28 protein-coding genes are annotated in these 26,700 nt (G+C 61.2%); 7 read left to right on the forward strand and 21 right to left on the reverse strand.

Going from position 1 to position 26,700, the window contains the following annotated elements; genetic code table 11:
- Positions 1-22 precede the first annotated feature (22 nt).
- The 6 genes from rsmA to lptF all read right to left on the reverse strand — a co-directional run bounded on the left by rsmA (position 23) and on the right by lptF (position 7,524).
- Complete coding sequence (gene rsmA, locus LCM4573_RS22290) at positions 23-856, reverse strand: 16S rRNA (adenine(1518)-N(6)/adenine(1519)-N(6))-dimethyltransferase RsmA (protein WP_071008618.1); 834 nt, start codon at positions 854-856, stop codon at positions 23-25.
- Positions 856-1,872, reverse strand: coding sequence for a 4-hydroxythreonine-4-phosphate dehydrogenase PdxA (pdxA, locus tag LCM4573_RS22295; RefSeq protein WP_071008619.1), 1,017 nt, complete (start codon positions 1,870-1,872; stop codon positions 856-858). The genes rsmA and pdxA overlap by 1 nt, the downstream gene beginning before the upstream one ends.
- 15 nt (positions 1,873-1,887) lie before the next feature.
- Positions 1,888-2,829 (reverse strand): peptidylprolyl isomerase, encoded by a 942-nt coding sequence (locus tag LCM4573_RS22300; protein ID WP_071008620.1) that lies wholly within the window; start codon positions 2,827-2,829, stop codon positions 1,888-1,890.
- A gap of 125 nt (positions 2,830-2,954) precedes the next feature.
- Positions 2,955-5,258 (reverse strand): LPS-assembly protein LptD, encoded by a 2,304-nt coding sequence (locus tag LCM4573_RS22305; RefSeq protein WP_071008621.1) that lies wholly within the window; start codon positions 5,256-5,258, stop codon positions 2,955-2,957.
- Positions 5,258-6,352, reverse strand: coding sequence for an LPS export ABC transporter permease LptG (gene lptG / locus LCM4573_RS22310; protein ID WP_071008622.1), 1,095 nt, complete (start codon positions 6,350-6,352; stop codon positions 5,258-5,260). The genes LCM4573_RS22305 and lptG overlap by 1 nt, the downstream gene beginning before the upstream one ends.
- Positions 6,349-7,524 (reverse strand): LPS export ABC transporter permease LptF, encoded by a 1,176-nt coding sequence (lptF, locus tag LCM4573_RS22315; protein WP_071008623.1) that lies wholly within the window; start codon positions 7,522-7,524, stop codon positions 6,349-6,351. The genes lptG and lptF overlap by 4 nt, the downstream gene beginning before the upstream one ends.
- 227 nt (positions 7,525-7,751) lie before the next feature.
- Here lptF and LCM4573_RS22320 point away from each other — a divergent pair, with 227 nt between their 5' ends.
- Together LCM4573_RS22320 and LCM4573_RS22325 are read left to right on the forward strand one after the other, a co-directional pair.
- Complete coding sequence (locus LCM4573_RS22320) at positions 7,752-9,242, forward strand: leucyl aminopeptidase (RefSeq protein ID WP_071008624.1); 1,491 nt, start codon at positions 7,752-7,754, stop codon at positions 9,240-9,242.
- Positions 9,242-9,691 carry a DNA polymerase III subunit chi gene (locus LCM4573_RS22325; RefSeq protein WP_071008625.1) on the forward strand — a complete coding sequence of 150 codons (450 nt, stop codon included), beginning with the start codon at positions 9,242-9,244 and terminating at the stop codon, positions 9,689-9,691. The genes LCM4573_RS22320 and LCM4573_RS22325 overlap by 1 nt, the downstream gene beginning before the upstream one ends.
- A gap of 64 nt (positions 9,692-9,755) precedes the next feature.
- On the opposite strand, the gene LCM4573_RS22330 is transcribed toward LCM4573_RS22325, so the two are convergent.
- The 6 genes from LCM4573_RS22330 to LCM4573_RS22355 form a co-directional block, all read right to left on the reverse strand.
- Positions 9,756-10,082, reverse strand: a complete 327-nt coding sequence (locus LCM4573_RS22330) for a type II toxin-antitoxin system VapC family toxin (RefSeq protein WP_071008626.1) — start codon at positions 10,080-10,082, stop codon at positions 9,756-9,758.
- Positions 10,082-10,342: a type II toxin-antitoxin system VapB family antitoxin gene (locus LCM4573_RS22335; RefSeq protein WP_071008627.1), complete on the reverse strand. Its 261-nt coding sequence runs from the start codon at positions 10,340-10,342 to the stop codon at positions 10,082-10,084. Before LCM4573_RS22335 ends, LCM4573_RS22330 begins: the two co-directional genes overlap by 1 nt.
- A gap of 58 nt (positions 10,343-10,400) precedes the next feature.
- Entirely contained in the window at positions 10,401-12,443 is a 2,043-nt protein-coding gene (locus LCM4573_RS22340) for a prolyl oligopeptidase family serine peptidase (RefSeq protein WP_071008628.1), read from the reverse strand.
- A 170-nt stretch (positions 12,444-12,613) separates the two neighbouring features.
- Positions 12,614-14,497, reverse strand: a complete 1,884-nt coding sequence (locus LCM4573_RS22345) for an ABC-F family ATP-binding cassette domain-containing protein (RefSeq protein ID WP_071008629.1) — start codon at positions 14,495-14,497, stop codon at positions 12,614-12,616.
- 50 nt (positions 14,498-14,547) lie between these two features.
- A complete protein-coding gene (locus LCM4573_RS22350) occupies positions 14,548-15,003 on the reverse strand; it encodes a DUF1801 domain-containing protein (protein ID WP_071008630.1) in 456 nt (151 codons plus the stop codon).
- A gap of 31 nt (positions 15,004-15,034) precedes the next feature.
- Complete coding sequence (locus tag LCM4573_RS22355; protein WP_071008631.1) at positions 15,035-15,472, reverse strand: DUF1801 domain-containing protein; 438 nt, start codon at positions 15,470-15,472, stop codon at positions 15,035-15,037.
- A 160-nt stretch (positions 15,473-15,632) separates the two neighbouring features.
- Between LCM4573_RS22355 and LCM4573_RS22360 the strand changes: the two genes are divergently transcribed.
- Entirely contained in the window at positions 15,633-16,322 is a 690-nt protein-coding gene (locus tag LCM4573_RS22360) for a glutathione S-transferase family protein (protein ID WP_071008632.1), read from the forward strand.
- Positions 16,323-16,401: 79 nt separating this feature from the next.
- A complete protein-coding gene (gene ndk, locus LCM4573_RS22365; RefSeq protein WP_071008633.1) occupies positions 16,402-16,824 on the forward strand; it encodes a nucleoside-diphosphate kinase in 423 nt (140 codons plus the stop codon).
- Positions 16,825-16,872: 48 nt separating this feature from the next.
- On the opposite strand, the gene LCM4573_RS22370 is transcribed toward ndk, so the two are convergent.
- Both LCM4573_RS22370 and LCM4573_RS22375 read right to left on the reverse strand, forming a co-directional pair.
- Positions 16,873-17,376, reverse strand: coding sequence for a hypothetical protein (locus tag LCM4573_RS22370; protein ID WP_071008634.1), 504 nt, complete (start codon positions 17,374-17,376; stop codon positions 16,873-16,875).
- The gene (locus tag LCM4573_RS22375) at positions 17,373-17,924 is read right to left on the reverse strand and encodes a CGNR zinc finger domain-containing protein (RefSeq protein WP_071008635.1); all 552 of its coding nucleotides are present in this window, start codon (positions 17,922-17,924) and stop codon (positions 17,373-17,375) included. The genes LCM4573_RS22370 and LCM4573_RS22375 overlap by 4 nt, the downstream gene beginning before the upstream one ends.
- A gap of 65 nt (positions 17,925-17,989) precedes the next feature.
- Between LCM4573_RS22375 and LCM4573_RS22380 the strand changes: the two genes are divergently transcribed.
- A complete protein-coding gene (locus tag LCM4573_RS22380) occupies positions 17,990-18,886 on the forward strand; it encodes a branched-chain amino acid ABC transporter permease (RefSeq protein ID WP_071009200.1) in 897 nt (298 codons plus the stop codon).
- A gap of 183 nt (positions 18,887-19,069) precedes the next feature.
- Here LCM4573_RS22380 and LCM4573_RS22385 read toward each other — a convergent pair whose 3' ends face one another.
- A complete protein-coding gene (locus tag LCM4573_RS22385; protein ID WP_071008636.1) occupies positions 19,070-19,702 on the reverse strand; it encodes a pyridoxamine 5'-phosphate oxidase family protein in 633 nt (210 codons plus the stop codon).
- 209 nt (positions 19,703-19,911) lie between these two features.
- Between LCM4573_RS22385 and LCM4573_RS22390 the strand changes: the two genes are divergently transcribed.
- Positions 19,912-20,445: an AAA family ATPase gene (locus LCM4573_RS22390; RefSeq protein ID WP_071008637.1), complete on the forward strand. Its 534-nt coding sequence runs from the start codon at positions 19,912-19,914 to the stop codon at positions 20,443-20,445.
- A 337-nt stretch (positions 20,446-20,782) separates the two neighbouring features.
- Here LCM4573_RS22390 and LCM4573_RS22400 read toward each other — a convergent pair whose 3' ends face one another.
- From LCM4573_RS22400 to LCM4573_RS22420, 5 genes are all read right to left on the reverse strand, one after another.
- Positions 20,783-21,244, reverse strand: a complete 462-nt coding sequence (locus LCM4573_RS22400) for a molybdenum cofactor biosynthesis protein MoaE (protein WP_071009201.1) — start codon at positions 21,242-21,244, stop codon at positions 20,783-20,785.
- Positions 21,245-21,248: 4 nt separating this feature from the next.
- Positions 21,249-21,506: a molybdopterin converting factor subunit 1 gene (gene moaD, locus LCM4573_RS22405; protein ID WP_071008639.1), complete on the reverse strand. Its 258-nt coding sequence runs from the start codon at positions 21,504-21,506 to the stop codon at positions 21,249-21,251.
- Positions 21,503-22,090 carry a CDP-diacylglycerol--glycerol-3-phosphate 3-phosphatidyltransferase gene (gene pgsA / locus LCM4573_RS22410; RefSeq protein WP_071008640.1) on the reverse strand — a complete coding sequence of 196 codons (588 nt, stop codon included), beginning with the start codon at positions 22,088-22,090 and terminating at the stop codon, positions 21,503-21,505. Before pgsA ends, moaD begins: the two co-directional genes overlap by 4 nt.
- A 115-nt stretch (positions 22,091-22,205) precedes the next feature.
- Entirely contained in the window at positions 22,206-24,242 is a 2,037-nt protein-coding gene (gene uvrC / locus LCM4573_RS22415) for an excinuclease ABC subunit UvrC (protein WP_071008641.1), read from the reverse strand.
- Complete coding sequence (locus LCM4573_RS22420; RefSeq protein WP_071008642.1) at positions 24,239-25,009, reverse strand: SDR family oxidoreductase; 771 nt, start codon at positions 25,007-25,009, stop codon at positions 24,239-24,241. Before LCM4573_RS22420 ends, uvrC begins: the two co-directional genes overlap by 4 nt.
- Positions 25,010-25,372: 363 nt before the next feature.
- On the opposite strand from LCM4573_RS22420, the gene LCM4573_RS22425 reads away from it, so the two are divergent.
- Positions 25,373-26,014, forward strand: a complete 642-nt coding sequence (locus tag LCM4573_RS22425) for an outer membrane protein (protein ID WP_071008643.1) — start codon at positions 25,373-25,375, stop codon at positions 26,012-26,014.
- Between the two features lie 73 nt (positions 26,015-26,087).
- On the opposite strand, the gene LCM4573_RS22430 is transcribed toward LCM4573_RS22425, so the two are convergent.
- Positions 26,088-26,684 carry a glutathione S-transferase gene (locus LCM4573_RS22430; RefSeq protein ID WP_071008644.1) on the reverse strand — a complete coding sequence of 199 codons (597 nt, stop codon included), beginning with the start codon at positions 26,682-26,684 and terminating at the stop codon, positions 26,088-26,090.
- Positions 26,685-26,700 lie beyond the last annotated feature (16 nt).

A 26,700-nucleotide genomic window follows, 5' to 3' on the forward strand; every position in this document is an offset into this window, starting at 1 on the left:
TATGGTTCATTCCGCATTGCGGCTAATTCGTGAGCAGGTTTGCGAGCCGCACGAATTCCTCGACTGAAAGTGTTTCCGCCCGCCTCTGCGGATCGATGTCCGCCCTGCTCAAGAGCGCCTCGCCGCCGAGGGGCTTCAGGCTCTGGCGCAGCATCTTGCGGCGCTGTCCGAAGGCAGCGTGCGTGACGCGCTCCAGCTTCGCGGCGTCGCAGGGCAGGGGTGCCTGCCGCGGCACGAGGTTCACGACCGTCGATACCACTTTCGGCGGCGGCGTGAAAGCCTGCGGGGRAACGTCGAAAACCATCCGCGCCTCGGTGCGCCAGCCAGCCAGCACGCCGAGGCGGCCGTAATGGTCGTCATCCTCGGATGCGACGATGCGCAGGCCGACCTCCTTCTGGAACATCAGCGTGAGGCTTTCCCAGAAAGGCGGCCAGCGGTCCGGCAGCAGCCAGTTGACCAGAAGCTGCGTGCCGACATTATAGGGCAGGTTGGCGATGATCTTCACTGGCCCTTCCGGCGCAAGCGCCGCGAAATCCGTCTTGAGCGCATCGCCTTCGATCACCTCCAGCCTTCCCGGATAGTGTTCGGCGATTTCCGCGAGCGCGGGAAGGCAACGGCTGTCCCTCTCGATCGCGATCATCTTCTTTGCGCCGAGCGAAAGGATGGCGCGCGTAAGCCCGCCTGGCCCGGGCCCGACCTCAAAGACGGTGACGCCTTCCAGCGGCCCGGCGCTGCGGGCGATCTTCTGAGTGAGGTTGAGGTCCAGGAGAAAGTTCTGGCCGAGCGCCTTGCGGGCGTCGAGCCCGTGGCGCTGGATCACGTCGCGCAGCGGCGGCAGTCCGTCCAGCGTCGCCATCACGCGGATACTTTCGAAGTGAGCGCGCCGGCAAGCTTGATCGCCTCGACCAGGCTCGTTTCGCGCGCAAGACCCCGGCCGGCTATGCCGAAAGCGGTTCCGTGATCGGGGGAGGTGCGGATGAGAGGCAGGCCGAGCGTCACGTTGACGGACGTGTCGAAGCCGAGCGCCTTGGCTGGGATCAGCGCCTGATCGTGATACATGCAGATCGCCACGTCGTAGCGCGCGCGGGCCTCGTCATGGAACATCGTGTCGGCCGGAAGCGGTCCGAAGGCGTCAATACCCTCGGCGCRCAATCTGGAAATGGCGGGATGGATGATCTCCCGGTCCTCGCGGCCGAGCGCTCCTTCTTCCCCCGCGTGGGGGTTGAGACCGGCAATCGCGAGACGCGACTTATCCATGCCGAAACGGCTCTTGAGATCGCGATGGGTAATCCGGCAGGTCTCCACAATGAGGTCTTCCGTCAGGGCGCCCGACACGTCCTTCAAGGGAATGTGGATCGTCACCGGGATGGCGCGCAGCTTCGGTCCGGCCAGCATCATGACTGGCCGCACCCTGGTGCTCGTCGCGCGTTCGGCGAGATCCGCCAGAAATTCCGTGTGCCCCGGAAAGCCGAAGCCGGCCTGGTAGAGGACGGACTTGGCGATCGGATTGGTCACCGTACCTCCGACGGTGCCGTCGAGACTGAGGGCGACGGCGGTTTCGATCGCGCTGATCGTGCCCTTGGCGGTCGCGGCATGCGGCTCGCCCGGCGTCACATCCGCACCGGCGGAAACGGGAAGCACCGGAAGCGCAGCGGAGAAAACGGATGGGGCCGATTGCGGATCGGCTTCACGGATGGGGATGTCGAGCCCAAGCAGTTTGGCGCGTGCGGCAAGTACGGCCGGATCGCCGATATAGAGGAAGGGCGGCAGGCCGCTACGTTGCCTTGATGCCCAGGCTGCGAGCGTGATGTCGGGGCCGATGCCGGCGGGATCGCCCTGGGTCAGCGCAAGCGGACGATCTGTGGATGGCATGTCGGTTCCGAACGGTCAGCGGATATCGATTTGCGCCTTGCTGCGCAGATCGTCGAGATACTTCTTCTCGTTGGCATTGCCTTCGCCGCGTTCCTGCTTGCCGATATCCTCGGCGCGGAAGACCATTTCGGCGGCAAGGTCGTCGGAGACCTGGCGCTGGTTGCAGATCGCGAGGAACTCGACGCCGCGCTCGGTGATGCGAGTGCCGGTCGTATTGCCCGATGCCTTCTCGATCAGCGGTTTCCAGTCTTCCGGAAGCTCCGGCGCCATCACCCGGCCGAGGTTGCGGACCGATACGTCACGCATGGTGGCGGCGAACTGCTTCGACTGCTCGCAGCCTGGGAACTTCGAGCGCGATGCCTCGGCTTCCGCCTTGCGCTTGTTGATGATGGCGTTGCGCTTGGATTCCGGCACGACGAAGATGATCTGCTGCAGGAAATATTCCGTCGTCACCGGCTTCTGCTTGTTTTCCATCATCCGCGTGACGAGTTCCTGGGAAGACATGCGCCCGCGGTTGCCGCCGTAACGGGCGTTCACAAGGCGCGGCCAGCTCATCTGCACGGCGATATAGGCCTTGAAGTGGTCGGCGCCGACGCCGGCCTGGCCGAGAATCTGGGTAAGCTGCTGCGGCGTCATCTTGTTGCTGGCGGCAAAGCGGGCGAAGGCCTTGTCGACATCCTCGGTGCTGACCGACATCCTGACGCGCGCAATCTCCTGTCGCTTCATGGTCTCTTCGATGAGCTGCTCGCGGGCCGTCTTGGTATCGGCCTTCTGGCGCTGCAGGCGCAGGAAGGCGGCACGCTTGGCGACGTCGCTGCTCGTGATCGGCGTCTTGTTGACGACGGCGACGATCTCGCTTGCCGCCTGGGCCGTAGAAGAGACCGGCTCGATTGCCACCGAAGCGGCAAGTATCGCCAGTGCGAAGGCCAATTTGCGCGTCGCGGTCATTGCAAACATGATACAGTTCCCTTTTCCCGCCCCGATCTGCCTTTACCGGACAGGGCTCGAAACCTCTTACTATTCTTGGTCCGCTTGCACAATTCTTGCGGCGAAACAATGACGGGAGGCCGGCCCCGCGACCATTAGTTGAGGTCGCTGGAGCCGATATTGACATCTCCGAGCGTGCGGAAGCTCAGACGCGCACTGATCGACCAGTCATTGGCCTGGGTGCTGGCCGGCTTGTCTTCATAGGCGATCGAGAAGATCGTGCACTCGTCGAGATAGCTGAAGCCGATACCGCGACGCACCACCTTTTCTTCCACCAGATCCCAGGTGGCTGCGCCCATGACCGACCAGTTTTCGTTGATCCGGAAGGAGGTCCTGGATCTCAGGAGCTCGGTGTCGTCCGACGAGCCGTATTCGGGCTGCGCGGCGATCTGGGTATAGATCAGCTCTCCGCTGAAGCGCGGCGTCGAATAGGAGACCGCGGTGTCGGCGCGCTCAAGGTCGAAATTCCTCTCGTCGAAGCGGCCGCTGGCGGAAATCGTGAAGCCCTGCGGCAGATCGATCGCGGCATAGGCCACGTAGTCGGAGCTGTCCGTCTCGAGGCCCGAATTCGCGCCGACATTGACGAGGTCGTCCGTGGCGAAGGAATTCTGGCCGGCGAGATGGAAGCTCTGGCCGATGATGCTGCGAAGTCCGACGCCGTTGTCGAAGGAGCCGTTGTAGCGCAGCCCCACATTGGCGCGCGTGCCGCCTTCGATCCGGTCGAAGCCCGAGAACTTGTCGCGGTCGAACAGGTTGGTCGCATCGAACACGAAGCTCTGGGCGTCCTCGTTCGGCAGGCCGCCTGCGAGCGGCTCGTCCGGGCGCACGAATATCTGGGCGATCGGCTCGATGACATGGCTGCTGCCTTCCGCGGTCAGCAGCACGGGGTAGCGTGCCTCCAGACCCGCGGTCACCATGTAGCGGCTGGATGCGCCGTCTTCGAGGTCGCCGGCATAAGAGCCCGCCGAGGACGACGTGTTGCGCGCTAGGTCGCCGCGCGCGGCGAGCAGGGGGGTAAGAAGCAGGCCCTGCGGCGTGGTGAAGGTGCGCTTCCACTCCGCTTCCGCCGTCAGGCGCGTATAGCTGCCTTCCAGCCCGCGGAAGCGATCGGATAGGCCCTCGCTATAGAAGTCATCCTCGCGCCGGGAGAGATTGGTGAAGTTCGTGGTGAACGAGAGTTCCCCACCGGCCACCGGTTCTGGAGCGATGTAGTGGTAATCGAGCGACGGGTAGACGATCGCCTGCTGTCTTTCGAGGCGCTCGTCGTCAGCGTCATCCTGTACGTCGAAATAATAGCTGCGCAGGTCGAAATAGTTCCGCTCGCCGAGCCCGGTCAGGTAGATCTCGTTCCTGAAGGTGCTGTCGTCATAGCCCTGCAGGTCGTAGGTCCGCGAGAAGTTGTTGTCGTTCTGGATCRTCACGTTCCAGCCGAAGCTCCAGCGCGGGTTGATCTGGAAATGCGCCTTGGATGCGGCCATCAGACGCGTATCGGCGTTGGCATCGGCGGTTCCGGCGTTGAAGGCGCCCGGGTCGCGCTGGTTGATGCCGGCGAAGCGGAAGGTGTGCTCGCCGGTTTCGAAGCGGTTGCGGACTTCGGCTTCCATCAGCAGCCCCTGCCCGGTGTAGAAGGTGGGGCTGATCGTGGCGTCCATGTGCGGAGAAAACACATGGTAATAGGGCACGGTCAGGCCGAAGCCCAGGTTGTCGCCCATGCTCATGCGCGGAAAGAGAAAGCCGGACTTCCGCTCGACAGTGTGATCGGGAACCTCGATGAAGGGCAGGTAGCCGATCGGCATTCCGAACAGCTCGAACTGCGCTTTTTCCAGGCGCACGGTATGGGTCTGGCCGTTCTGCACGACGCGCTGCGCCTTCACCTGCCATAGCGGAGCCTTGCCCGGCTTTTGGGCGCAGGGAAGGCAGGCAGTATAGACGCCGTTGTTGAGCACCATGAGATCGCCGGGCTGACGCTCGGCACTTTCGGCGATAAGTCGTGTGTTGTCGGTGGTTTCCACGCGCAGTGCGTTCAGGAAGCCCTGGCCGAAGTCGTCCGTGACATCCAGCTCATCGGCATAGATGCGGTTCCCGTCGGGAGCGACGAGTTCGATATTGCCGCGAGCCATGACGCGGCCCGTCTGCTGATTGTATTCCACCTGCTGGGCGACCATCCGGTAGCCGCCGTAATGGATCTGCACGCCGCCCGCCGCGGTCACGCGCTGGGCGTCTTGATTATAGACGAGTTCGTTCGCCCGCAGCAGCAGCTTGGCATCGCTGGAAACCTGAGGCGCCAGTGCCTGCTCCTGAGCTTCGGCGGTCGTCGTGAGGGTGAACGCGAACGCAGCCACGCCTGTGAGCAGCGCAGCGGTAAGCCGTCTGATATTCCCGCGGTCGTTTACCGCCACTAGCCATCCTCCTGATGAAGCAGAATCGTAGCTCCCAACGCTGTCRCGACGATGACTGGAATCCAGACCGCCACGAAAGGAGGAATCGCCCCGCTGCTTCCGAATGCTCTTACGAGCACGGTTACGACATAAAGCACGAAGCCGGAAAGGATTCCACCCAGAATCACTGAACGCGATTGGGCGAACCGGCTGAATTTTAACGATACTGTGGCCGCGATGAGGGTCATGGCCACGAGCAGAAGCGGCATCGAAAGCAGAGAGTGGAATTGCGTCTCTAGCGGCTTGGTTGAAATGCCGAAGGAGCGGCCCGCCTCGATTTTTCTCGAAAGATCAAAAAATGCAACGGCTTCGGGACGCGACAGGGTTTCCTRCAGAAACTCCTGTTTCAAGTTGGTGCGGACCTGTGCGCTCTCGCGACGTGTCGGGATTTCGCCCGGCCTGTTTTCCAACACGTCGTTAAGCTGCCAGTAACCATTTTCCAACTTTGCGGACCTGGCATCCTGCCGCAAGGTCACACGGCCGTCCTTGTCGAACTGGAAGAGGACGACGTCGATGAGCTCTGTTCCGTTGCCGAGATAGCTCTTCGCGCCGATGATCGTGTCCTGGTCGCCATCGATCTGGCGAATCCACGGAAGGAAGTTCGATGTGCGCGATTTTCCTCCGCTTTCCCGCCAATTGGCTTCCAGCGACAGCGATTCGCGCTCGCCCCAGGCCGACAGCGGGCTGAGGACGAATATCGAGAATAGGCCGATCAGGAAGGCGCCCGCCACGAAGGGGGTGATGAACTGCCAGACGGATATTCCGGCGGCGCGCGTGACGACGAGTTCGTAGCGCCGGTTCAGCGCGATCAGAACCGTCATGCCGATGAACAGGGTGAGCGTCGGGATCGTCTGCTGCAGAATCAGCGGCAGCCGCATGGCCGTCAGGCCGAGCGCGCCGGGAACGGTATAGCCTGGAAGGCTCCCCATGCGCCTGCTGGTCTCGCTGAAATCCGCAAGGAAGATGATGGCCGCCACACCGAGGAAGAACCAGACGGCGGTGATGATGTAGCGGCGAAAGAAATAGCGGCCGAGCGTATTGAACGGAAAGGTCATGCCGCCCCTCCGCTCGCTGGGCCGGAGGATTCGAAGCGGCTTTGCGCCTTGCGGACCAGATTGTTCACCACGCGTGAAACCGGCTTCGGCAGCACGATTCGGCGGTGGGTCGCCAGAAGATAGGTAAAGCCAAGCCCGCTCACGATCGGGATGAGATACATCAGCGGAATGTAGATTTCGTCCTGGCGCACCGCGTTCTTCGCGGAGAAGCCGATCCAGCGAAGCGCGAAGGCCAGGATGAGAGCGGTCACCATCGGATGAAGCCGCCGCTCCCGGTGAGAGCGGGAATCACCCGCCACCGCCAGCGCGATCAGCGCGAAGACGAAGGGGAAGGTCCATTCCGTCAGGCGGGCATGCAGTTCCGAGCGGTAATTGCCCGGCGATCTCTGGACATTGGGGTCCGACTGGTCCGGGTTCCAGAGGAAGGCGAGCGAGCGATCTCCGGCATTGAAGGTCATCTCGCCGCTCGACTGCGACATGGCCGACAGATCGAATGCATAGGAGGCGAATTTGATGATGGAGACGCGGCCGTCAGGCGTCTTGCGGTGCACCTCTCCATCGCGCATCGTCAGCGAAGCGCCGCCTTCGTCGATCAGTCCCTCGCGCGCGTAATAGATGAGGTCGAAGTTAGGATCGCGGTAATCGACGACGAAGAGCCCCTTCAGGACCCGGCCCGAATGGCGCTCCGATATCTCGACGTAAAGACCCTCCTCGATGCTGCGAAAGGTCTTTTCCTCGATGACGGAGGAGAAGAGGTCGGCATAGGCGGCCGCGACCATCTGGCGGGCGGCAACCCGCGACGGGGGTTCCACGAAATTGGCGACCAGGAAGGAGAAGACGCTCAGCACGAAGGCGAGCACAAGAACCGGGCGATAGATGATGCCGCGCGAGGCGCCTGCAGCATCGATGACCGGCAGCTCCGAATCATTGTTCATCGCCGTGAGCGTCTGGGTGATACCGATCACCAGCGCAAACGGCAGCACGACGGGAATGATCGTCGGCAGGATGAAGGTGGCGAGCTGAATGAACGAGCCCATGGACTGGCCGGTATCGGTCACAAGATTGATGCGCCCGAGCACCTGAATCGTCCAAATGATGGTGAGCACCGGAAGCAGCGCTACCAGGAACATCTGGAATATCCGACGCAATATGTAGAGTTCGAGCAGCTTCATTACGGCCAAAGTGACATCGTCCAATCTGCCCGTATCGGCAGGTCGCGCTTATCTAAGCGATAAGCTGCGGGTTGGCGACACTCCCCGCCTCACAAAATTGTTTTTGGAATTCTTTTTTGGATGTCTGTGTCATTTCGCAGCGATGCGGAAGGATGCGTCGGCGCTTGCCTTCCGGCCGGAAACCGCCATGATCGCAAGTTCCATCTTGCAAGTCCTCCTGGAGACGCATGCCCRTGAAATATGACATATCCTTCGCGAATTCGGCTCGCATCGATGCCGGCCTCGCCATCCTCCTCAAGCTTTCAGGCCAGAACCTGCCCGCCGGAGCGGCGGACGCTGACCCCGCCGGCGTGATCGCGAAGGCAGCCGAGATCGCGAAATTCTCGGCCAAGGCGATGACTTCGCTAGACATTCTCGCGCCGCAGGGATCGCCCGCCGACAGGATCGTGGTGATCGGGCTTGGGAAGGCGGAATCTTTGACTGGCCATGATTGGCTGAGGGCGGGCGGCACCGTCGCCGCGGCGATCAAATCGGTACCAAAGGTAACGGTTTTCGTGGACGCGCCGGGAATCGATGTCGGGGGAGAGCAGGCCGCGAACCTCGCGCTTGGGATACTGCTCAGGGGCTATAGCTTCGACCGCTACAAGACCAAAAAGGGTGACGATGCGGAGAAGGACCCGAAATCGGTCAAGGTCACGATCGTCACCGCCAGCCACGCCGCCGCGAAAAAGGCGTTTGCGGCCGCCGATGCGGTTGCCGGCGGGGTCGTGCTTGCGCGCGACCTCGTGAACCTTCCACCGAACGCGCTCGGTCCCGTCGAATTCGCGGATAAGGCAAAGGATCTGGAAAAGCTCGGCGTCGAGGTGGAGATCCTCACCGAGAAGGAAATGAAAAAGCTCGGCATGGGCGCGCTGCTCGGCGTGGCCCAGGGTTCGGCCCGGCCGCCGAGGCTCGCGGTCATGCAATGGAAGGGCGGCAAGGAGAAGGACGCGCCGATCGCCTTCGTCGGTAAGGGCGTGGTCTTCGATACGGGCGGCATCTCCATCAAGCCGGCGGCCAGCATGGAAGAGATGAAGGGTGATATGGGTGGTGCGGCCGCCGTGATCGGCCTCATTCACACGCTCGCCACTCGCAAGGCGAAGGTCAATGCCGTCGGCATTCTCGGCCTTGTGGAAAACATGCCGGACGGCAATGCGCAGCGTCCCGGCGATATCGTCACCTCCATGTCTGGGCAGACGATCGAGATCATCAATACCGATGCGGAAGGGCGGCTCGTCCTTGCCGATGCGCTCTGGTACTGCAACACCCGCTTCAAGCCACGTATCATGATCGACCTGGCGACGCTGACCGGGGCCATCATGGTGGCGCTCGGCAACCTGCATGCCGGCCTCTTCTCCAATAACGACGAACTGGCCGGCCGGCTGTCCGCCGCAGGCGAAGCGAGCGGAGAGCGTCTGTGGCGCATGCCGCTCGGCAAGGATTACGACAAGCTCATCGATTCCAAGTTCGCCGATATGAAGAATACGGGCGGGCGTAACGGCGGCTCGATCACCGCCGCGCAATTCCTCAAGCGCTTCGTCGGCGAGACGCCCTGGGCGCATCTGGATATCGCCGGCACGGCGATGAACTCTCCGGCCAACGAGATCAACCAGTCCTGGGGCTCCGGATTCGGCGTGCGCCTGCTGGACGAACTGGTGCGCGCGAACTACGAGAGCTGATGACTGAGGTTCTCTTCTATCATCTGACCGAGTCCAAGCTCGAAGACGCGCTGCCGGCCCTGCTCGAAAAGAGTGTCGAGCGAGGCTGGCGCGTCGTCGTCCAGACGAGTGAACCGCCCAGGCGGGATTTCCTCGATGCCCATCTGTGGACCTATCGGGAGGACAGTTTCCTGCCGCATGGTTCCGATGCCGGAGTGATGGCCGAAGCCCAGCCGATCCTTCTTACCGCTGGTTCCGACAATCCCAACGGGGCCAAGGTTCGTTTTCTGGTCGATGGCGCCGAGCCGCCGCCGGTCTCGGACTATGAGCGCGTCGTGTTCATGTTCGATGGATACGATCCCGTGCAGCTCGAAAATGCCCGTGCTCAATGGAAGAGGCTGAAAGGCGAGGGGCATGCGCTCACCTATTGGCAGCAATCGGAAGACGGGCGCTGGGTGAAGAAGGCCTGACTTTCAAGTCAGGTCCGTTCGGGCAAAATCCTCGCCGACATAGAGTATTCCGGTGCCGGCCGCTTTAGCGCCGGCATAGCTGAAGCAATCGCCGAAGTTCAGTTTTGCCGGATGCCGGCCCGTAGCGGTCAAAGGCATCGATCGCGGTCATCGCCGTTTCACGCGTCGCTGGAAGGACCTCAGCTTTCAATTCGGCGAGAAATGCCTCGAGGAGTGCGGTGGCTTCGCGGACTTCGATCTGACGCTTGCCGGCAAGAACTGTCGTGGCTTCGAAAATGACCGAAGGCGATACGTAGAAGCGGGTATTTGCCGATGCCAGGGCGTCGGCGATTCTCCGATATTCCGGACCGATGATGAAGTATTCGACGATGGCGGATGTCTCGAGAAACATCAGCTTTCCCACATTTCGTCGAGAAAGGCTTTCTCGTCGAAATCAGGATTGGACTTGCCCATCGACTGGTATCTGTCGCGGATGGCTTGCAGCCGCTCCGCAAGCGGCGGTTTTTCAGACGTGATCCCCGCTTCCTCGGGTGCTTCCACCACCTTCTCCAGGGCCTGTCTTATGGCATCGGTCTTGGTCGGCGCGTTGAGGATCTTGCGCGCCTGTTCGGCAAGCTGGTTGACGCGTTCGTCGCGGGCGTAAAGGGGCATGGTGCACCTCGTGAATATACATTTGAAGATAGTGTATATTCACGGGTGCAACAAGGCGTCAGCCGGCCATGATCGTCTGGCGAAGGAAGCTGGCGCCCATGGCCCATCGCTCCGCCATTTCGGTCGTGTCGCCGGCGCCGCCATGGCCGCCGGAGCCGTATTCGCGGAAGAACGGTTGATGACCGGCATCGATCAGCCGCTTGGCGAAGCGGCGGGCATGCGAGGGATGCACGCGGTCGTCATTGGTCGAGCTTTCGATGTAGACCGGAGGGTAGGTGACCTCGCTTGCCGGCTTTACCTGATGCAGCGGTGAATAGGTGAGCATGTAGTCGAGCTCGTCGGCCACTTCGGGATTGCCGTATTCGTCCATCCAGGCCTTGCCGGCTGGGAAGAGATGGAAGCGTGACATGTCGATCACCGGCACGCCGATCCATACCGCGCCGAAATCCTTCGGGTAGCGCGTCAGCATCACCGAGGTGAGCAGGCCGCCATTGCTGCCGCCGTTGCAGGCGATGCGCGACGGCTTGGTATAGCCGCGTTTGACGAGATCGCGGGCGACCGCCACGAAATCCTCGAAGGCCTTGTGGCGGCCTTTGCCCTTGGCGGTCTTGTGCCAGTCGGGCCCAAGCTCGCCGCCGCCGCGTATATAGGCCTGCACGAAGGCGCCGCCTTGCCCGAGCCAAAGGCCATACGCGCCGGAATAGACGGGCGACAAAGGCACCGCGAAGCCGCCATAGCCGTACATCAGCACCGGCAGCTCGCCCTTGGTCCAGCTTTTCGGGAAAACGATGTGATAGGGCACCTTCGTGCCGTCTTCCGAAATTGCTTCGAAAAGCTCTGACCGCATGCCTTCGGCATCGAAATAGGCAGGCGATGAGCCGGTCGGAACGAGTTCTGGCCGGGCGCTGTGGTCAGTCAGGTCGAGTCGGTAGGTGGTGGAGGGAAGGAGAAAACCCTGACCAACGACGGTCAGGATTTCTTCGCCGAGCGTCAGGTCCGCATCGAGCAGGCGGAAGCTCACGGTTTGCAGTCCGGCTGGCAGAGGCAGTTCTTGCGGCGCCGCATCCGGCTTCTTCAGGTCGAGAAGGAAGAATTTCGGAACCATGCGGTCGCTGACGACGAACACGGCCCAGGTCTTGAGCAGGGAAAATTGCGAGACCGATTGACCGCCCTTCGGCGTGAACAGCACGCGTGACTTGCCGAGCGGTTCGGAGCCGAAGGGCGTGAAATCCTGCAGGATCAGGCTGCCGACCGGATGACGTTCGTCGGTCTTCGCCCGCCAGAGCAGATGCGTATGGTTGAGGTCGGTATCAGCCTCGGTGGGCAGGTCGAGACGATGAATATTGCCGCCGGCATCCCTCACATGGAGGCTGCTCTTGCCGATCTCGTGGCCGATCGTGAAGACCTCGATCTTGCGTTCGTCCGGCTTTCCGCCCCAGAACAGCGGATCGATGATGCCGGCCTCGCCATAGACATCGTCCTTGCCTGCCTCGAACAGGATCGGAGCGTCCTGTGGCCTGACGCCGCGCTTGAGGGCGCGGCCGACGCGCGGCCAGCCGGAACGGGTTGCGGAAAATTCGTCCACAGAGCCGAAATAGGCGATCTCGTCCGGGCCGATCCAGGCGGCATGCGCCCGCGCGGGCGGCGTGTCGAAGCCGCCGTCGACGATCGTCTTCGTTTCCGTATCGAATTCCACGAGCCGCAACTGGTCGGAACCGCCCTCGGAGAGGATGAGCAGCACGCGCGTCGGTTCATAGGGGGAGGTGATCGCGCCGGAATAGATCCAGCGTTTGCCTTCCTGCTTGCAGAAGGCATCGACATCGAAGACGGTTTCCCAGGCAGCTTCCGGGCGCGGCTCCTGATCGGCCGGCAGGCGGCGCCAGATGCCGAGCGGGTTGCTCTTCGAGCGATGGAAATCGAACAGCCAGCGGCCGCGCCGCGTCGGCACGATCAGGCGATCCTCGCGCTCGATCATCGCCTTCAGGGCATTGCGGTCCTTCTCGAATTCCGGCGTCCTGAACCCGCGGTCGGAATGTTCGTTGCGCTCGGCAACGAAGGCGATCGTCTTCGGGTCGTCGTCGGTTTCGAGAAAAAGATCCATGGGCCGGCCTCCGTTGCGGGAAGCTGTTACCTATGCACGAGAGGAGGAACTGACAACCGGCTTCGAGCGCAAATACTCTCGCCGCCATGCTCGTCCTCGGGTTTAACCCGAGGACGTCCCAAGCATCTGCAACCGAGTGGTTAGATCCCGGCACGAGGCCGAGGATGACGCTATCCCGCCATGGCCTCTTCGTACTCGGCGGAAAGCATTAGCCACTCCTCCTCCGCGGCGGAGAGCCTTGCCGCCGCTTCGCCGCGTTCCTTGGCCTTCGCCGCAGCCTGCGCGGGCGCTTTTTCGTAAAGCGCGGGGTCGGCGAGCTCCTTGTCGAGCGCTTGAATCTGCTTCTCAAGCTTTGCCGTCAGAGACTCGATTTCGTTGATCTTTTTCTTCAGCGGCGCGAGAGAGGCCCGCTTTTCCGCATTCGCCTTGCGCTGGTCGGCCTTGGAGGAGGCGTCTTCGATCAGCTCAGTTTTTTCTTCTTTTTTTTTACCCGCGGAGACGACGAGGTTGCGATACTCCTCCAGATCGCCGTCGAAATTCGAAACCGTGCCGTTGTTGACCAGCCAGAGACGATCGACCGTCGCCTCGATGAGATGGCGGTCGTGCGAAATGAGGATGACGGCGCCGTCATAGTCGTTGAGCGCTTCGATGAGAGCCCGGCGGCTGTCAATATCCAGATGGTTGGTCGGTTCGTCGAGGATGAGGAGGTTCGGCGCGTGGAAAGCGGCAAGGCCCATCAGCAGGCGGGCCTTCTCGCCGCCGGAGAGATCCTTGGCGGCCGTCGACATCTTTTCCGTCGAAAGCCCCATCTGCGCCACGCGGGCGCGGACCTTGGCCTCGGGTGCGGCGGGCATCAGGCGGCGCACATGTTCGACCGGCGAGTCGTTGGGAACCAGATCGTCCAGCTGGTGCTGGGCGAAAAAGCCGATCTTCAGGCTCGGTGCGAGTTTGATGTCGCCGCCCTCTGGCGAAAGCCGGCCGGAGATGAATTTCGCGAAGGTCGATTTGCCGTTGCCGTTGGAGCCGAGCAGCGCGATGCGGTCGTCATTGTCGATACGAAGGCTGATATTCTTGAGGATCGGCTTGCCGGGTTCGTAACCGACGGCGCCGCCCTGGATCGCCACGATCGGCGATGCGGGCTGCTTTTCCGGCTCCGGAAAGACGATCGGCTGAACGTGGTCTTCGATAACCGCCGCCACAGTGCCCATGCGTTCGAGCGCCTTGACGCGGCTCTGCGCCTGGCGCGCCTTGGAAGCCTTTGCCTTGAAACGGTCGATGAAGCTCTGCAGATGTTTTCGCGCGGCTTCGTTCTTGGCCTTGGCCTTCGTCTGCAATTCGTCGGCTTCCGCTTTCTGCCGTTCGAACTGGTCGTAGCCGCCGCGATAGAAGGTGAGCTTCTTCTGGTCGAGATGGACGATCGAATTGACCGCATTGTTCAGGAGATCGCGGTCATGGCTGATGATGATGACCGTGTGCGGATAGCGCCGCACATAATCTTCCAGCCAGAGCGTGCCTTCGAGGTCGAGATAGTTCGTCGGCTCGTCGAGTAGGAGGAGATCCGGCTCGGCGAAGAGCACCGACGCCAGCGCGACGCGCATGCGCCAGCCGCCCGAAAACGACGAGGCCGGACGCTGTTGGGCCGCCTGGTCGAAACCAAGGCCGGCGAGAATGCTTGCGGCCCGTGCCTCCGCCGAATGCGCGTCGATGTCCACCAGGCGCATCTGGATTTCCGCAATCCGATGCGGATCGGTCGCGGTTTCGGCTTCGGCAAGAAGGGCTGCGCGCTCCTTGTCGGCTGAAAGTACGATCTCGATCAGCGGCTCTTCCGTGCCCGGCGCCTCCTGCGCCACCTGGCCGATGCGGGCGTTCTTCGGAATGGAAACCGAACCGGTTTCCGCCGTCAGGTCGCCGGTGATGACCCGGAAAAGCGTCGATTTGCCGGCGCCATTGCGTCCCACGAGCCCTGCCTTCGTGCCCGCCGGAAGCGTCACGCTCGCATTGTCGAGGAGGAGGCGCCCGGCGATGCGGGCCGAAAGGTCGGTAATGGTGATCATGGCGGGCGTTTTGGCGGAAGTTTACTGCCAAGGCAAGATGGGCGCGCCGCTCAAGCGCTCTTCGGTTTTTTCGCAGGGCGAGCGGCTTGCTTTTCCATGTTCAGCGCCACGGCGGCGTGAACAAGCGCCTTGAATGCCTTTTCGTCGACCCGGTCGCCCTCGTGGAAGTCTATGGCGCGTCGCGTATTGCCTTCGAGGCTGGAGTTGAAGAGGCCGGAAGGGTCCGCCAGCGAAGCGCCCTGGGCAAAGGTCAGCTTCACCTTGTCCTTGTAGGTCTCGCCGGTGCAGATGATCCCGTCATGCTCCCATACGGGAACGCCGAGCATGTTCGACGGCTTCCTCCATTTCACCTCCTCGGTCACGTCCGGATCGGCTTGCCTGATGAGCTTTCGGAGCTGTGCAAGCATTTCGCCGCGCCAGTCGCCCATATCCCGGATTCTCGCATCGATCAGGTGGGAAGGAGAAACCGCTGTTTCCTCCCCGGCGCCGCTCTTGCTCGTCGTCATTATGACTCCTCCTCGGTCATGGGTGGTGCGTTCACATTTTTTCGCCGGGCAATTGGCTCGCCTGCTTCACCCAGTCGGTAAACTGAGCTTCGTCGAACTTGCCCTCATGGATGTCGAGATAGCGCACGTCCGGGTATTTGGATGTGCCGGTCGGGGTTGGGTTTAGGGAAGCGCCGCGGAAAAAGGTCACCTTCACGTATTTGGTGAAGCAATGAAGGCTGAGGAACCAGAGATCGTCTTCCATGCCGTAGAAGGGCGAGTTCCATTTGACCGCCTTGCGCACGCCGGGAACTGCGCGCACGATGATCTCGTCGATCCGGCGCCCGAGATCGCTTTTCCAGCCCGGCATGGCCGCGATATAGGCCTGAATGGGTCCATCGCCATAGCCCTTTGGAATCTGAGGATTGCCGCCTGAAAGAAGGACCGGTTTCTCGGTCTTCGCCGGATTTGCGGATGTCTTTTCGGCCATCGCCTTGCCCCTCCCGGATAGATTGGTCGCCAAGATACCCGACAAGGGGAGGCGAACTCAATCCGGTCCGGAATCCGATAGTATCCATGAAATTTCCTGATTGGATTTCCGGTCTTGTTTGTTTTCAATATCTCCCGACGATCTCGAAAGGAGCCCGCTCATGACCCGTATCCTTTATACCCTTTGCGGCCGGGACGAGAGCCGTCCCTTCTCGCCCCATTGCTGGAAGGTGGTGCTGGCCCTGGCGCACAAGGGCCTGGAATTCATCGAAAAACCGACGCCCTTTACCGAGATTCCCAAGCTCGAGGATGGCTTCTCGAAAACGGTCCCGATTCTCCGCGACGGCAATCTCCTGATCCGCGACAGCTTCGATATCGCGCTTTATCTGGAAGACACCTATCCCGACCGTCCCACGCTGTTCGGCGGCGAGGGCGGCAAGGCGCTGTCCCGCTTCGTGGAGCGTTTTTCCCAGACCATCATCCATCCGGCCATCGTCAATATCGCCGTTGCGGACATCCACGATATGCTGGACGATGACGACCGAGCCTATTTCCGCAAGACCCGCGAGGCGGCGCTTGGGCGGACGCTGGAGGAGATCAGGTCGGGACGGGAGGCGAGCATTGCGGCTTTCGCTCCCAAGCTCGATCCGGTGCGGCAAACCTTGAGATATCAAGGCTTCCTCGGCGGGGATGGGCCGCTCTTTGCCGATTACATTCTCTTCGGCGCGCTGCAGTGGATGCGGATCACCACCGGCGGAGAAATTCTCGCCGAAAGCGATCCCGTCGGCCAGTGGTTCGAGCGCTGCCTCGACCTCTACGAAGGCCTGGGACGTCGTGTGACGGCTGCGTGAAATTGCCGAAACCCCCTTGTTTCCGGCGAAAGGGGCGGGTAAACACCGCCCACTTTCTCTGGAAAACAAGGATTGACCCATGGCGATTGAACGCACGTTTTCGATGATCAAGCCGGATGCCACCAAGCGCAACCTGACCGGCGCCATCACCAAGGTATTCGAGGACAACGGCCTGCGGGTCATCGCCTCCAAGCGCGTCTGGATGAGCAAGCGCGAAGCCGAAGGCTTCTACGCCGTTCACAAGGAGCGTCCCTTCTTCGGTGAACTCGTCGAAGGCATGACCTCCGGCCCGACGGTCGTGCAGGTTCTGGAAGGCGAGAACGCCATCCTCAAGAACCGCGAGATCATGGGCGCCACCAACCCGGCGCAGGCCGCCGAAGGCACCATCCGCAAGACCTTCGCCCTCTCGATCGGCGAAAACTCGGTTCACGGTTCGGATGCTCCGGAAACCGCTGCCCAGGAAATCAAGTACTGGTTCTCCGACACCGAGATCGTCGGCTGATAGCCTCTGTTGAGGAACAGTTGGAAGCCGGGCAAAAGCCCGGCTTTTTCATTTGGGGCAATCCCCGCTCGGCGCATAATCGGCGGTGCCGTCTGCCTTGAAGACGTCCGGGTTCGGCGTATAGAGCGGCCCTACGACCAGCGGTTTGGCGGGCAATACCGTCTGATCGACATCGGAGGTCACGCTGGTCTCGATCGTCTGGATTGTCTGCTCATCCGGTCCGAGCAGCCTGATCGTCACCCTGTAGGGCCGGTCCTTCTTCACGCATTGCAGTTTCGGGCTGGTCAGCACGATCTTGTTCATGGCGGGGAAGAACCTCTCTCGCGCGACAAGCGGCTCGCCGCCCATCGGATTTTCGAATTGGGCTTCCGCATGACCGCCTTCGGGCAGGGGAGCCGTCGTCCTGAGCGTAATCAGGTAGGTCGCGGTTGCGACGCGATAGTTGAAGACGAACATCCGGCCGGAAAGCTCTGCCAGTTTCTCGTCGGCCTCGCGCTGGCAGGAGACGAGCGCGATCATCGCGAAACCGAGCACGAAAAGCCGGCCCATCATGGTCCGGCCTCCTTTTTCCTTCGATGGTAGTGGCGGCTCGCCTTCGCGCGATTGCCGCAGACCGCCATGTCGCACCAGGCGCGGCTGCGGTTGCGGCTCCGGTCGATGAACAGCCATCCGCAATTGCCGCAGATCTTCAGGCGCTCGACTTCGCCGTCCGCGAGCAGCCGAAGGGCGGAACGGGCGGTGGCGGCTTCGAGCGTCGTCGGCCCGCTCGCCTTGCGCAGCATGGCGGCGGCCTTTTCCAAGAAATCCGCAAGCAGGCTGTTGTGATCCTGACCGAGCACGCGAGCCCGGAAGTAGCGGTCGATCGCCTCGCGTAGCGCCAGAAATCCCGCTCTGTTGCCCGCCCCTACCGGCGCGAGTTCCCCGAAAAGTGCTCGCTCGGCGGAGAACCGGTTCGCCGCATCCCCGAATGCATCCAGTTGTTCCGGCGTGGCGAAACGGTCGATGCTGCGGGCAGGATCGAAGCGGAGGATGACGCTGTTGGCGACATCGAGCGCCAACGCGCCGCCGGCAAAACGATGCGGGGTCCAGGAAAAGCTCATGCGGTGATTATAACTGGCAAATAGTGTTTTGCCAGTTATAATCATGAAGGTTCCGGGAGATGCGCGTGGCCTATTTCCTGCAGCAGGTGGCAAACGGATTTCCGCTGGCGGCTCTCTATGCGGCGCTCGCCTTCGGTTATGCCATCGCCTTTGCGGTCACGCGCCGGGCGGATATTACCTATGGCGCGATCTTCGCCTTCTCCGGCCATCTCTACCTGCTGTTTGCGCATTTCGGCTGGAACAGGCTATGGCTGGTGTTGCCCGCCGCCCTTGCCCTCGGAGCCGTGGCGGCACTTGCCGGCAGCCTCGGCGCAGGGATGGTTGTCGGGCGCTTGGTGATGCGTCCTCTCGCAAGGATTTCCCCGAACGCCATGATCGTGGCCTCTCTCGGCGTGCTGCTGGTGCTCATGGAAGGCGCACGCCTTGCCTCCGAAACCCGCGAGCTCTGGCTGCCGCCGTTTCTCAACAAGCCGGTCGTCTTCTGGCCGGGCAAGGGGTTCCCCGTCAGCCTGACCGTGCTGCAGGTCATCAATATCGTCGCCATGCTGGCGATGATCGCGCTGGGGCATCTGGTGCTGAGCCATGGAGCATGGGGAAGAAAGTGGCGCGCCGTAGCGGATGATCCCCTGGCGGCGGAACTTACCGGCACCAATGCGGATCGCGTCTTCCTCATGTCCTATGCGGTCGCGGCGCTCTATGCTTCCGCCTGCGGGATACTGGCGACCTGCTACTACGGCACGATGGATTTCGGCGCCGGCCTGCTTTTCGGGCTGAAAGTGGTGCTGATCGCCGCCGCCGGAGGCCATTCGCATCCGTTGCGATCCGCGGCAGGCGCGGCGGTCATCGGTTTTGCCGAAACGCTATGGAGCGGGTACGGCCCGATCCTCTGGCGCGATCTGATGATCGTTTCCATGCTTGTCCTCGTGCTGGTGACGAGCCGGCGGGAAAGGGCGATACCTTGATTATATCCGGAACTATACAGCAAATGACTCCAGCGGTGATCATTGCGGGTGACCGCTTTGCGCTAGAAGCCGTATTTCGCTGTGGGGATAGCTTGGCTACACGTCGATCATCCAGGAGGTCTCATGATGATTAGGAGAGCCATGCCCGCAGATGCGGAACAGGCGGAGGGCGCAACAGCTTGCCTAGTACATCGTCCGCTTATAGTCTTCTTCTAAACTTGCATCGATCTTCCGCATTTCCTCCCCCTCTGGTGCGCCAGTAGTCTCATCGAGGATCATCTTGATCAACGACGGCATTTGGTTGCGATCCTGGCGGTGATCTGTATCCCAGATGTGCGAACGCCTGAGGGCCTTAGCGCAATGCAGAAAGACCTCGTTGACATGCACCACTATCGCAAGAGTTGGAACCCGGTTGTTGATCGTCATGGTTTCGAGAAGATTCGGATCAACGACTATTCTAGCAACCCCATTGACACGCAGGGTGTCGTCAAAGCCGGGTATCATAAACAGCAGTCCCACAGCCGGGTTTGCTATGATGTTGGACAGGCTGTCCAAGCGATTATTTCCCGGACGATCGGGGATAGCCAATGTTTCTTTGTCCAAGATTTTCACGAAGCCAGCCGGGTCGCCGCGAGGGCTCACATCGGCCCGGCCATTCAGATCCTGAGTACCCAGACAAAGGAACGGTGAACGCCGGATGAATTCTTGGGCGTGCACACCAAGAGTTGTCTGTAACTTCTGAACCGCCAGCTCATGAGTGGCCGGGTAAAGTTTCCGCAGTTTCTCTTCGCTAGTGATGGCAAATTTGTGTTCCACAGTTYCCTCCTCCAGAGACCGTGCTCAGATATGAGGTACGTACCTCAGTTTTGTCAAGAGACTCCTGCTATGGTCGCAAGAGCGATTTGATAGACTGAGGAAAAGGCTGTTGTGTCAAACCCGTTTCTGCGGAAGGTAGCTTCGCGCGGTCATTCACTTGAGCATCGTGGAACGATAGACTGATGTATCTAGATTAGTCCGGGAATAAGATGCATCCGCGCGTTTTCATCATCACAGGCGCAATGGCTTCGGGAAAATCCACCGTCGCCACGGCACTCGCCAAACGGTTTGACCGATCAGCATATGTCGAGGGGGATGCCTTCCTGCGAATGATGGTCAATGGCAAAGCAGTCATGGGACCGGTGCTCGATGCGGAGGCGCTGGCGCAGCTTAGCCTTCGGCACCAACTTGCGACGGATGCCGTGCGGCGCTTTGCCCATTCGGGCTTTACCGTGGTTTATGAGGATATTCTGATCGGCAGCCATTTGTTGTCGGCCATAGAGCGACTAAGCGATCTGGCCCCTCGCGTCGTCGTCTTGGCGCCCTCTATCGAAGCCTTGCAGGAAAGAGACCGAGCGCGCAGCAAAACGGGATATTCTGAAAAATTTCCTCCAAACGTTCTTGCGGAAGCTCTTGTCAGGGAAACGCCCCGGATTGGTACCTGGCTAGACACGTCTGAGATGAGTGCCGAAGATGTCGTCACGATCATTCTCAAGACGGATCCGGCCGACAATCCGCTATGACCGCCTTGGGCAGATGAGGTTATTGCAGTCGAGGTAATTGGGGCCGATTTTCAACATGTCGGGATCAGGCTCGAATGCGGCAAGCGCTGAGGTTGAATATGAAGCAATTCTTTCCGGCTCTCCTTGGCGGGCTCGTCGCTGGCCTTGGTGCATGGGCCGCTCAAAGTCTTGGCGTCCCTCACTGGGGTGCCGCCATCGCAGGCGCGATAGGGGGCTTTTTTGGTGCAACCATCGCGCAAAAGCTGACGCCTTAGCCGCGAAAATTCCAACACCGTGGCAACGGAGCTCCCCTGTTCGTACGCATAATGGGCTTGATCCGTCTATGGTGACGGCGGGGCTATTTCCACTTCTCGCGCGCTGCGTCGTCGACATCCTTGGCCGAAACCCAATCGCCTTGCGAACCATCCGCACCATGCTCCTTCTTCCAGAAGGGGGCGGAGGTTTTCAGGAAATCCATCATGAAGTTCGCGCCGTCGAAGGCTGCCTGCCGGTGGGGCGCGGCGGCGATGACGAGCACGATGTTCTCGCCCGGCCGTATCTTGCCGTAGCGGTGGACGGCCGCGAGGCCGAGAAGCGAAAAGCGTTCGATGGCGAGCTTGCCGATGCGAAGCATCTCCGCTTCCGCCATGCCGGGATAGTGCTCGAGTTCGAGCGCCGAAAGCGCGCCCTGTTCGTCGCGGCAAAGCCCGGTAAAGGTGACGACGGCGCCGATATCCCTGCGTCCCGCTGTCAGCGCGTCGATCTCGGCCTGCAGGTCGAAGTCTTGCGATTGGACCCGGATGCGAGGCGCGACGGTCACCACATCAGCCCCCCGTCATCGGCGGGAAAATGCCGATTTCACGCGCCCCGGCAATCTTCTCCGAATGCTCCACATGCTCCTGGTTGATCGCCACCCGGATCACTTCGGGAAATTGAAGCGCATTCTCATATTCATCGCCGAGCGTCTTCAAATGATTCAGCAAGTCGCGAACGGTCACGACACCGGCAGGAAGCTCGATCTCCTCTTCTCCCTTGCCGATCCGCTCGCGGACCCAGGCGAAATAGACGAGTTTGGTGTTCATTCCTCTTCCACCAGATGCTTCAGTCCGGCCCGGAAATAATCGTACCCGGTGTAGAAGGTCAAAAGTGCTGCGACCCACAGGAGCACGATGCCGAGTTCGGTAATATAGGGCATGACCTTGTCACCCGCAGGGCCGGCGAGCAGGAAGGCGATGGCTACCATCTGGATTGCTGTCTTCCACTTGGCGATGCGCGTCACCGGCACCGAAACCTTCAGCGCGGCCAGGTATTCGCGCAGGCCCGAAACCAGAATTTCACGGCAGAGAATGGTGATCGCCGCCCAAAGCGACCACCCGGCGATCGTCTGATCGGCGGCAAGCAGCAGGAGCACAGCAGCGACCAGCAGCTTGTCGGCGATCGGGTCTAGCATGCGGCCGATATTGGAGGTCTGGTTCCAGATGCGGGCGAGATAGCCGTCGAGATAATCTGTGATCGAAGCGACGACGAAGATCCAGAATCCCGCCCATCGGGCAAAATCGGAACTCTGCAGCCGACCTTCGACAAAGAAGCAGAGCACGATGATGGGCACGGCCAGTATCCGCGCATAGGTGAGGAGGTTCGGGATGTTGTATGCGCGGGAAGCCATGGAAGACCTTATTCGTTCTTGCACTGCCTAGTTGATGCCTTGCGGGCCGAGCGTCAACCGTCTTTTCCGGAGAAGGACGAACAGCCGCGCCTGATATCAGAGGCCAAGGCTCCAATCAGCCCGCACGGTTCTCATGAAAGTGATTGTAAATCTGTTTCGCGACCGCCTCTGAAATGCCTTCCACCGCCATCAGATCCGAAAGTCCGGCCCGCGAGACGGCCTTTGCCGTGCCGAAGTGCTGCAGGAGCTTGCGTTTGCGGCCCGGCCCGATGCCGGAAATCTCGTCCAGCGGATTCTTGACCATTTCCTTCTTGCGCCGGGCCCGGTGAGAGCCGATGGCGAAACGGTGCGCCTCGTCGCGCATCCGCTGCACGAAATAGAGCACCGGATCGCGCGGCGGCAGGGAAAAGTCGCTGCGCCCGTCCATGAAGAAGCGCTCGCGGYCGGCATCGCGGTCGACGCCCTTCGCCACGCCGATCGCGGTGACCACGTCGCGGATGCCGAGTTCGTCGAGAATGGCGCGAACCGCGGTCATCTGCCCCTGGCCGCCATCGATCAGGATCACGTCCGGCCAGGCGGGGAAGGCGGCGTCAGCCGCCTCTTCGTTCTCGGTTGCGGCCGCGCTCCGGTCGGGCAGGCCTTCCTCCTTGATGAGACGGCTGAACCGGCGGGTCATCACCTCGCGCATCATGCCGAAGTCGTCTCCAGGGGTGATGTCGGTCGATTTGATGTTGAACTTCCGATACTGGTTCTTCACAAAGCCTTCCGGCCCCGCCACCACCATGCCGCCGACGGCATTGGTGCCCATGATATGCGAGTTGTCGTAGATCTCGATCCGGCGCGGCATGTAGGAAAGGCCGAAGGTCTCGGCAAAGCCCTGCAGCAGCCGCGCCTGCGAGGCGGTTTCGGCGAGCTTGCGGCCATGCGCCTCGCGGGCGTTCGCCAGCACATGGCCGACTAGGTCCTTCTTCTCGCCCCGCTGCGGCACCGAGATCGTTACCTTGTGACCGGCCTTTTCGGAAAGAGCGGTGGCAAGCAGCTCCTGCTCCTCCACGGTTTCGGAAAGCAGGATCTGCCGGGGCACCGGCTTGTCGTCGTAGAATTGGGCGAGGAAGGCGTTGAGCACTTCCGAGCCCGAGAGCTGCGGATCGGCTTTGGGGAAATAGGCGCGATTGCCCCAGTTCTGCCCGGTGCGGAAGAAGAAGACCTGAATGCAGGAGAGTCCGCCCTCGTGATGGATGGCGAAGACGTCCGCTTCCTCCACGCTTGCCGGATTGATCCCCTGATGGCTCTGCACATGGGAGAGCGCCGCGAGCCGGTCGCGATAGACGGCGGCGCGCTCGAAATCCAAGTCCTCGGAGGCCTCCGCCATCTGCGCGGCGATTGCCGATTTCACGTTCTGGCTCTTGCCCGAAAGGAAATCCTTCGCCTCGCTCACGAGTTCCGCGTAACCCTCGTCGCTGACCTCATGCGTGCAGGGGCCGGAACAGCGCTTGATCTGGTAGAGCAGGCAGGGGCGGGTGCGCGTCTCGAAGACGCTGTCGGTACAGGTGCGCAGCAGAAAGGCGCGCTGCAGCGAATTGATGGTGCGGCCGACGGCTGCGGCGGAGGCGAAGGGACCGAAATAATCGCCCTTTCGGGCGCGCGCGCCGCGATGCTTGAAGATTGCAGGCGCCCGGTGGTCGCCGGTGATGAGGATATAGGGAAAGGACTTGTCGTCGCGCAGCAGCACGTTGAAGCGCGGGCGCAGGCGCTTGATGAGGTTCGCTTCGAGCAGCAGCGCCTCGGTCTCCGTCCGGGTGGTGACGAATTCCATATGCGTCGTCTCGCGCACCATGCGGGTGAGACGGTTCGAATGCAGCCGGCCTTGGGCATAATTGCCGACGCGCTTCTTGAGGCTGCGGGCCTTGCCCACATAGAGCACGTCGCCTGCCTCGTTGAACATGCGGTAGACGCCCGGCGCGTTCGGCAGGTGCTTGACGAATTCGGCGATGAGTTCGGCACCGTTGAGGCCGCTTTCGTTCTTCAGCGCCTCGTTCCAGTCGATCGCGGCGGAACCCTCGGCTGCCGATTCGGGCGCCAGGATCTCGTCGTCGTCCTCTTCCGATTCGTCGTAGATAACGCCGCCGTCGGGCAGCTTCGTACCGTTCATTCCATGATCTCCGCCACGTCCGGCGTCTCCCACGCCAGATGTTGGCCACCGTCGAGGGCAATCATTTGGCCCGTGATCGAGGGCGTGTCAAAGAGAAAGCGGATCGTCCGGCCGAACTCCTGCGGCTCGGGCCCGCGCTTCAGAAGTAGGCCTTCGGTCTGCTTTTTGAAAGCCTCGCCATCCTGCCTTTCGCTCTTGAATGTCGGGCCGGGACCGATCGCGTTGACGCGCACTCTCGGAGCGAAGCTCTGCGCGAGCGTCTGCGTCGCCGTCCATAGCGCCGCTTTCGACAGGGTGTAGGAATGAAAGCGCGGATTGAGCGCCCAGACCCGCTGGTCGATGATGTTGACGATCAGGCCCTCCGTTTCTTCCGGCAGTTGCCGGAAGAAGGCGGCCGACAATATGGAAGGCGCGCGCACGTGGATCGCGAAATGCGTATCGAAGGTCTCTGCATCGAAATCCAGGCCGCTGTCGTTGCGGAAGACGGAGGCGTTGTTCACCAGAAGGCCGATCGGCCGGCCAAGTGCTTCGGCCGCTTTTTCCACGAGCGTGGAAGCTTGCGTGGTTTCAGCGAGATCGGCACGGAGGGCCGCCGCCGCATGGCCTTGCCTCCGCAGGTCCGCCGCCAGCTTTTCCGCATCCTCGATGGAACCGTTGGCGTGTATGGCCACTGCAAATCCATCGTGGGCGAGATCCTGGCAGATCGACGCGCCGATCCGTCTCGCCGCTCCGGTCACAAGGGCCGTCTTCAATCGTTCAAAGCTCAAAACGTTTCCTTTTCACCGGCGCAACTGCCGTTCTTTTCCATATATAAGTGAAGAGCCGGCGAATGAAGAGCGTTGCTCGGATCGGCCCGAGACGTCGGCGGCACGATTTACTTGAAAGTTAAGGTGTGGTAAGGAATGTAAATGGATGTATATTTCAGTTAATCTTTTCGCAAGGTTAATGAAATACATGTTGCCGCAAAGCAACATCAAACTTTAGCCGTCTCGCCGCCACAATCAATTCACATTTCGGCTCTTCCATTTCCTCATTTCACGACCATCTTCCTCCTCAGCGGACCGGGAACAAATGGCTTTCGACCGTGTTTGTCGAAACGCTTCCCGGCGAAGCATAAAAGGAGAAATTGAATGCGTATTTTCATCGCAACCCTTATGGCCTCGACTGTCAGCTTCGCGGCTTTTTCCGTTGCCAACGCGGCTGATGCGGTAGACCAGATTCCRGAAGCTCCGGTTGCGGTTGAAGAGCCGGCACCCGTGTCCAACTGGGCAGGCGCTTATATCGGTGCTTATGGTAACTACGACTGGGGCCGTTTCGGCAGCGGCGATTATGACGCCGATGGTGCCGGCGGCGGTGCCTTCGGTGGCTACAACTGGCAGAGCGGCCAGATCGTCTACGGTATCGAAGGCGATGTCGGCTACACCAAGCAGGACCAGACGATCCTCGGTGGCGCGGTTGACGCCGAATCCACGTGGGGCGGCTCCGTCCGCGGTCGCGTCGGTTACGACATGAACCCGTTCCTGCTCTATGGTACGGCCGGTGTGGCCTTCCAGAACAACGAGCTGAAGGACGCCACCTCGTCCGACGACAAGACCTCCGTCGGTTACACGGTCGGCGCCGGTGTCGAAGCCTTCGTCACCAGCAACATCACCGCCCGCGTCGAATACCGCTACACGGATTTCGGCTCCAAGGATTTCAATCTTGACAGCGGCCGCGTTTCCCGTGGCTTCGACGACCACAGCGTCAAGGTCGGTATCGGCGTCAAGTTCTAAGCCTCCCAAGACCAAACTGAACAAGCCGGGATTTCGATCCCGGCTTTTTTTGTTCCCAATATCCAGGCGGGGCTCAGGCCGCGGCGCGCATGGCGGGATAATCTGCAAAGCGCTTCGTGAAGACATCCGGCCAGGCGGCGAGCGCCGGGCGGCCTTCCGCCCATTGTCCGGCGAAACGCAGGTCCAGGTAGCCGATCAGCGCGGCCAGCGCGAAATGCCCGCCGTTCAGCTTCTTGCCCGTCTTCGGCAGGTTGTCTTCGAGGTAGTCGAGGYCCCGTACAACCTTTTCCCACTGCTTGTCGATCCAGGCTTGGTGGATCTTGTCCTCGGGGCGGTAGCGCCGCTCGTAGACGATCGCCAGCAGACAATCCATCATGCCGTCGCAGAGCGCTTCCAGCACCTCCACATCAGTCCTCTTCTCGTCTTTCTTCGGGTAGAGCTTTCCGCCCGAAAGCCGGTCGAGATGGTGCATGATGGCGACGCTGTCATAGATTGGCGGCTCGCCGTCGCGGATCAGCACCGGGATCTTGCCGAGCGGATTGTTGTCGACGAGTTCCGGCGGGTTGGCGTTGGTATCGGTCTTCACCTCGGTGATCTTGATCCCGAGATGGCGGGCGGCCATGCGAACCTTGGCGGAGTAGGGGGAAGCGGGCGAATAGAGAAGTCTCATGGTCCTTCCTTCTGAT

The sequence above is a fragment of the Rhizobium sp. LCM 4573 genome (assembly GCF_001854865.1).
GTDB lineage: Bacteria > Pseudomonadota > Alphaproteobacteria > Rhizobiales > Rhizobiaceae > Neorhizobium.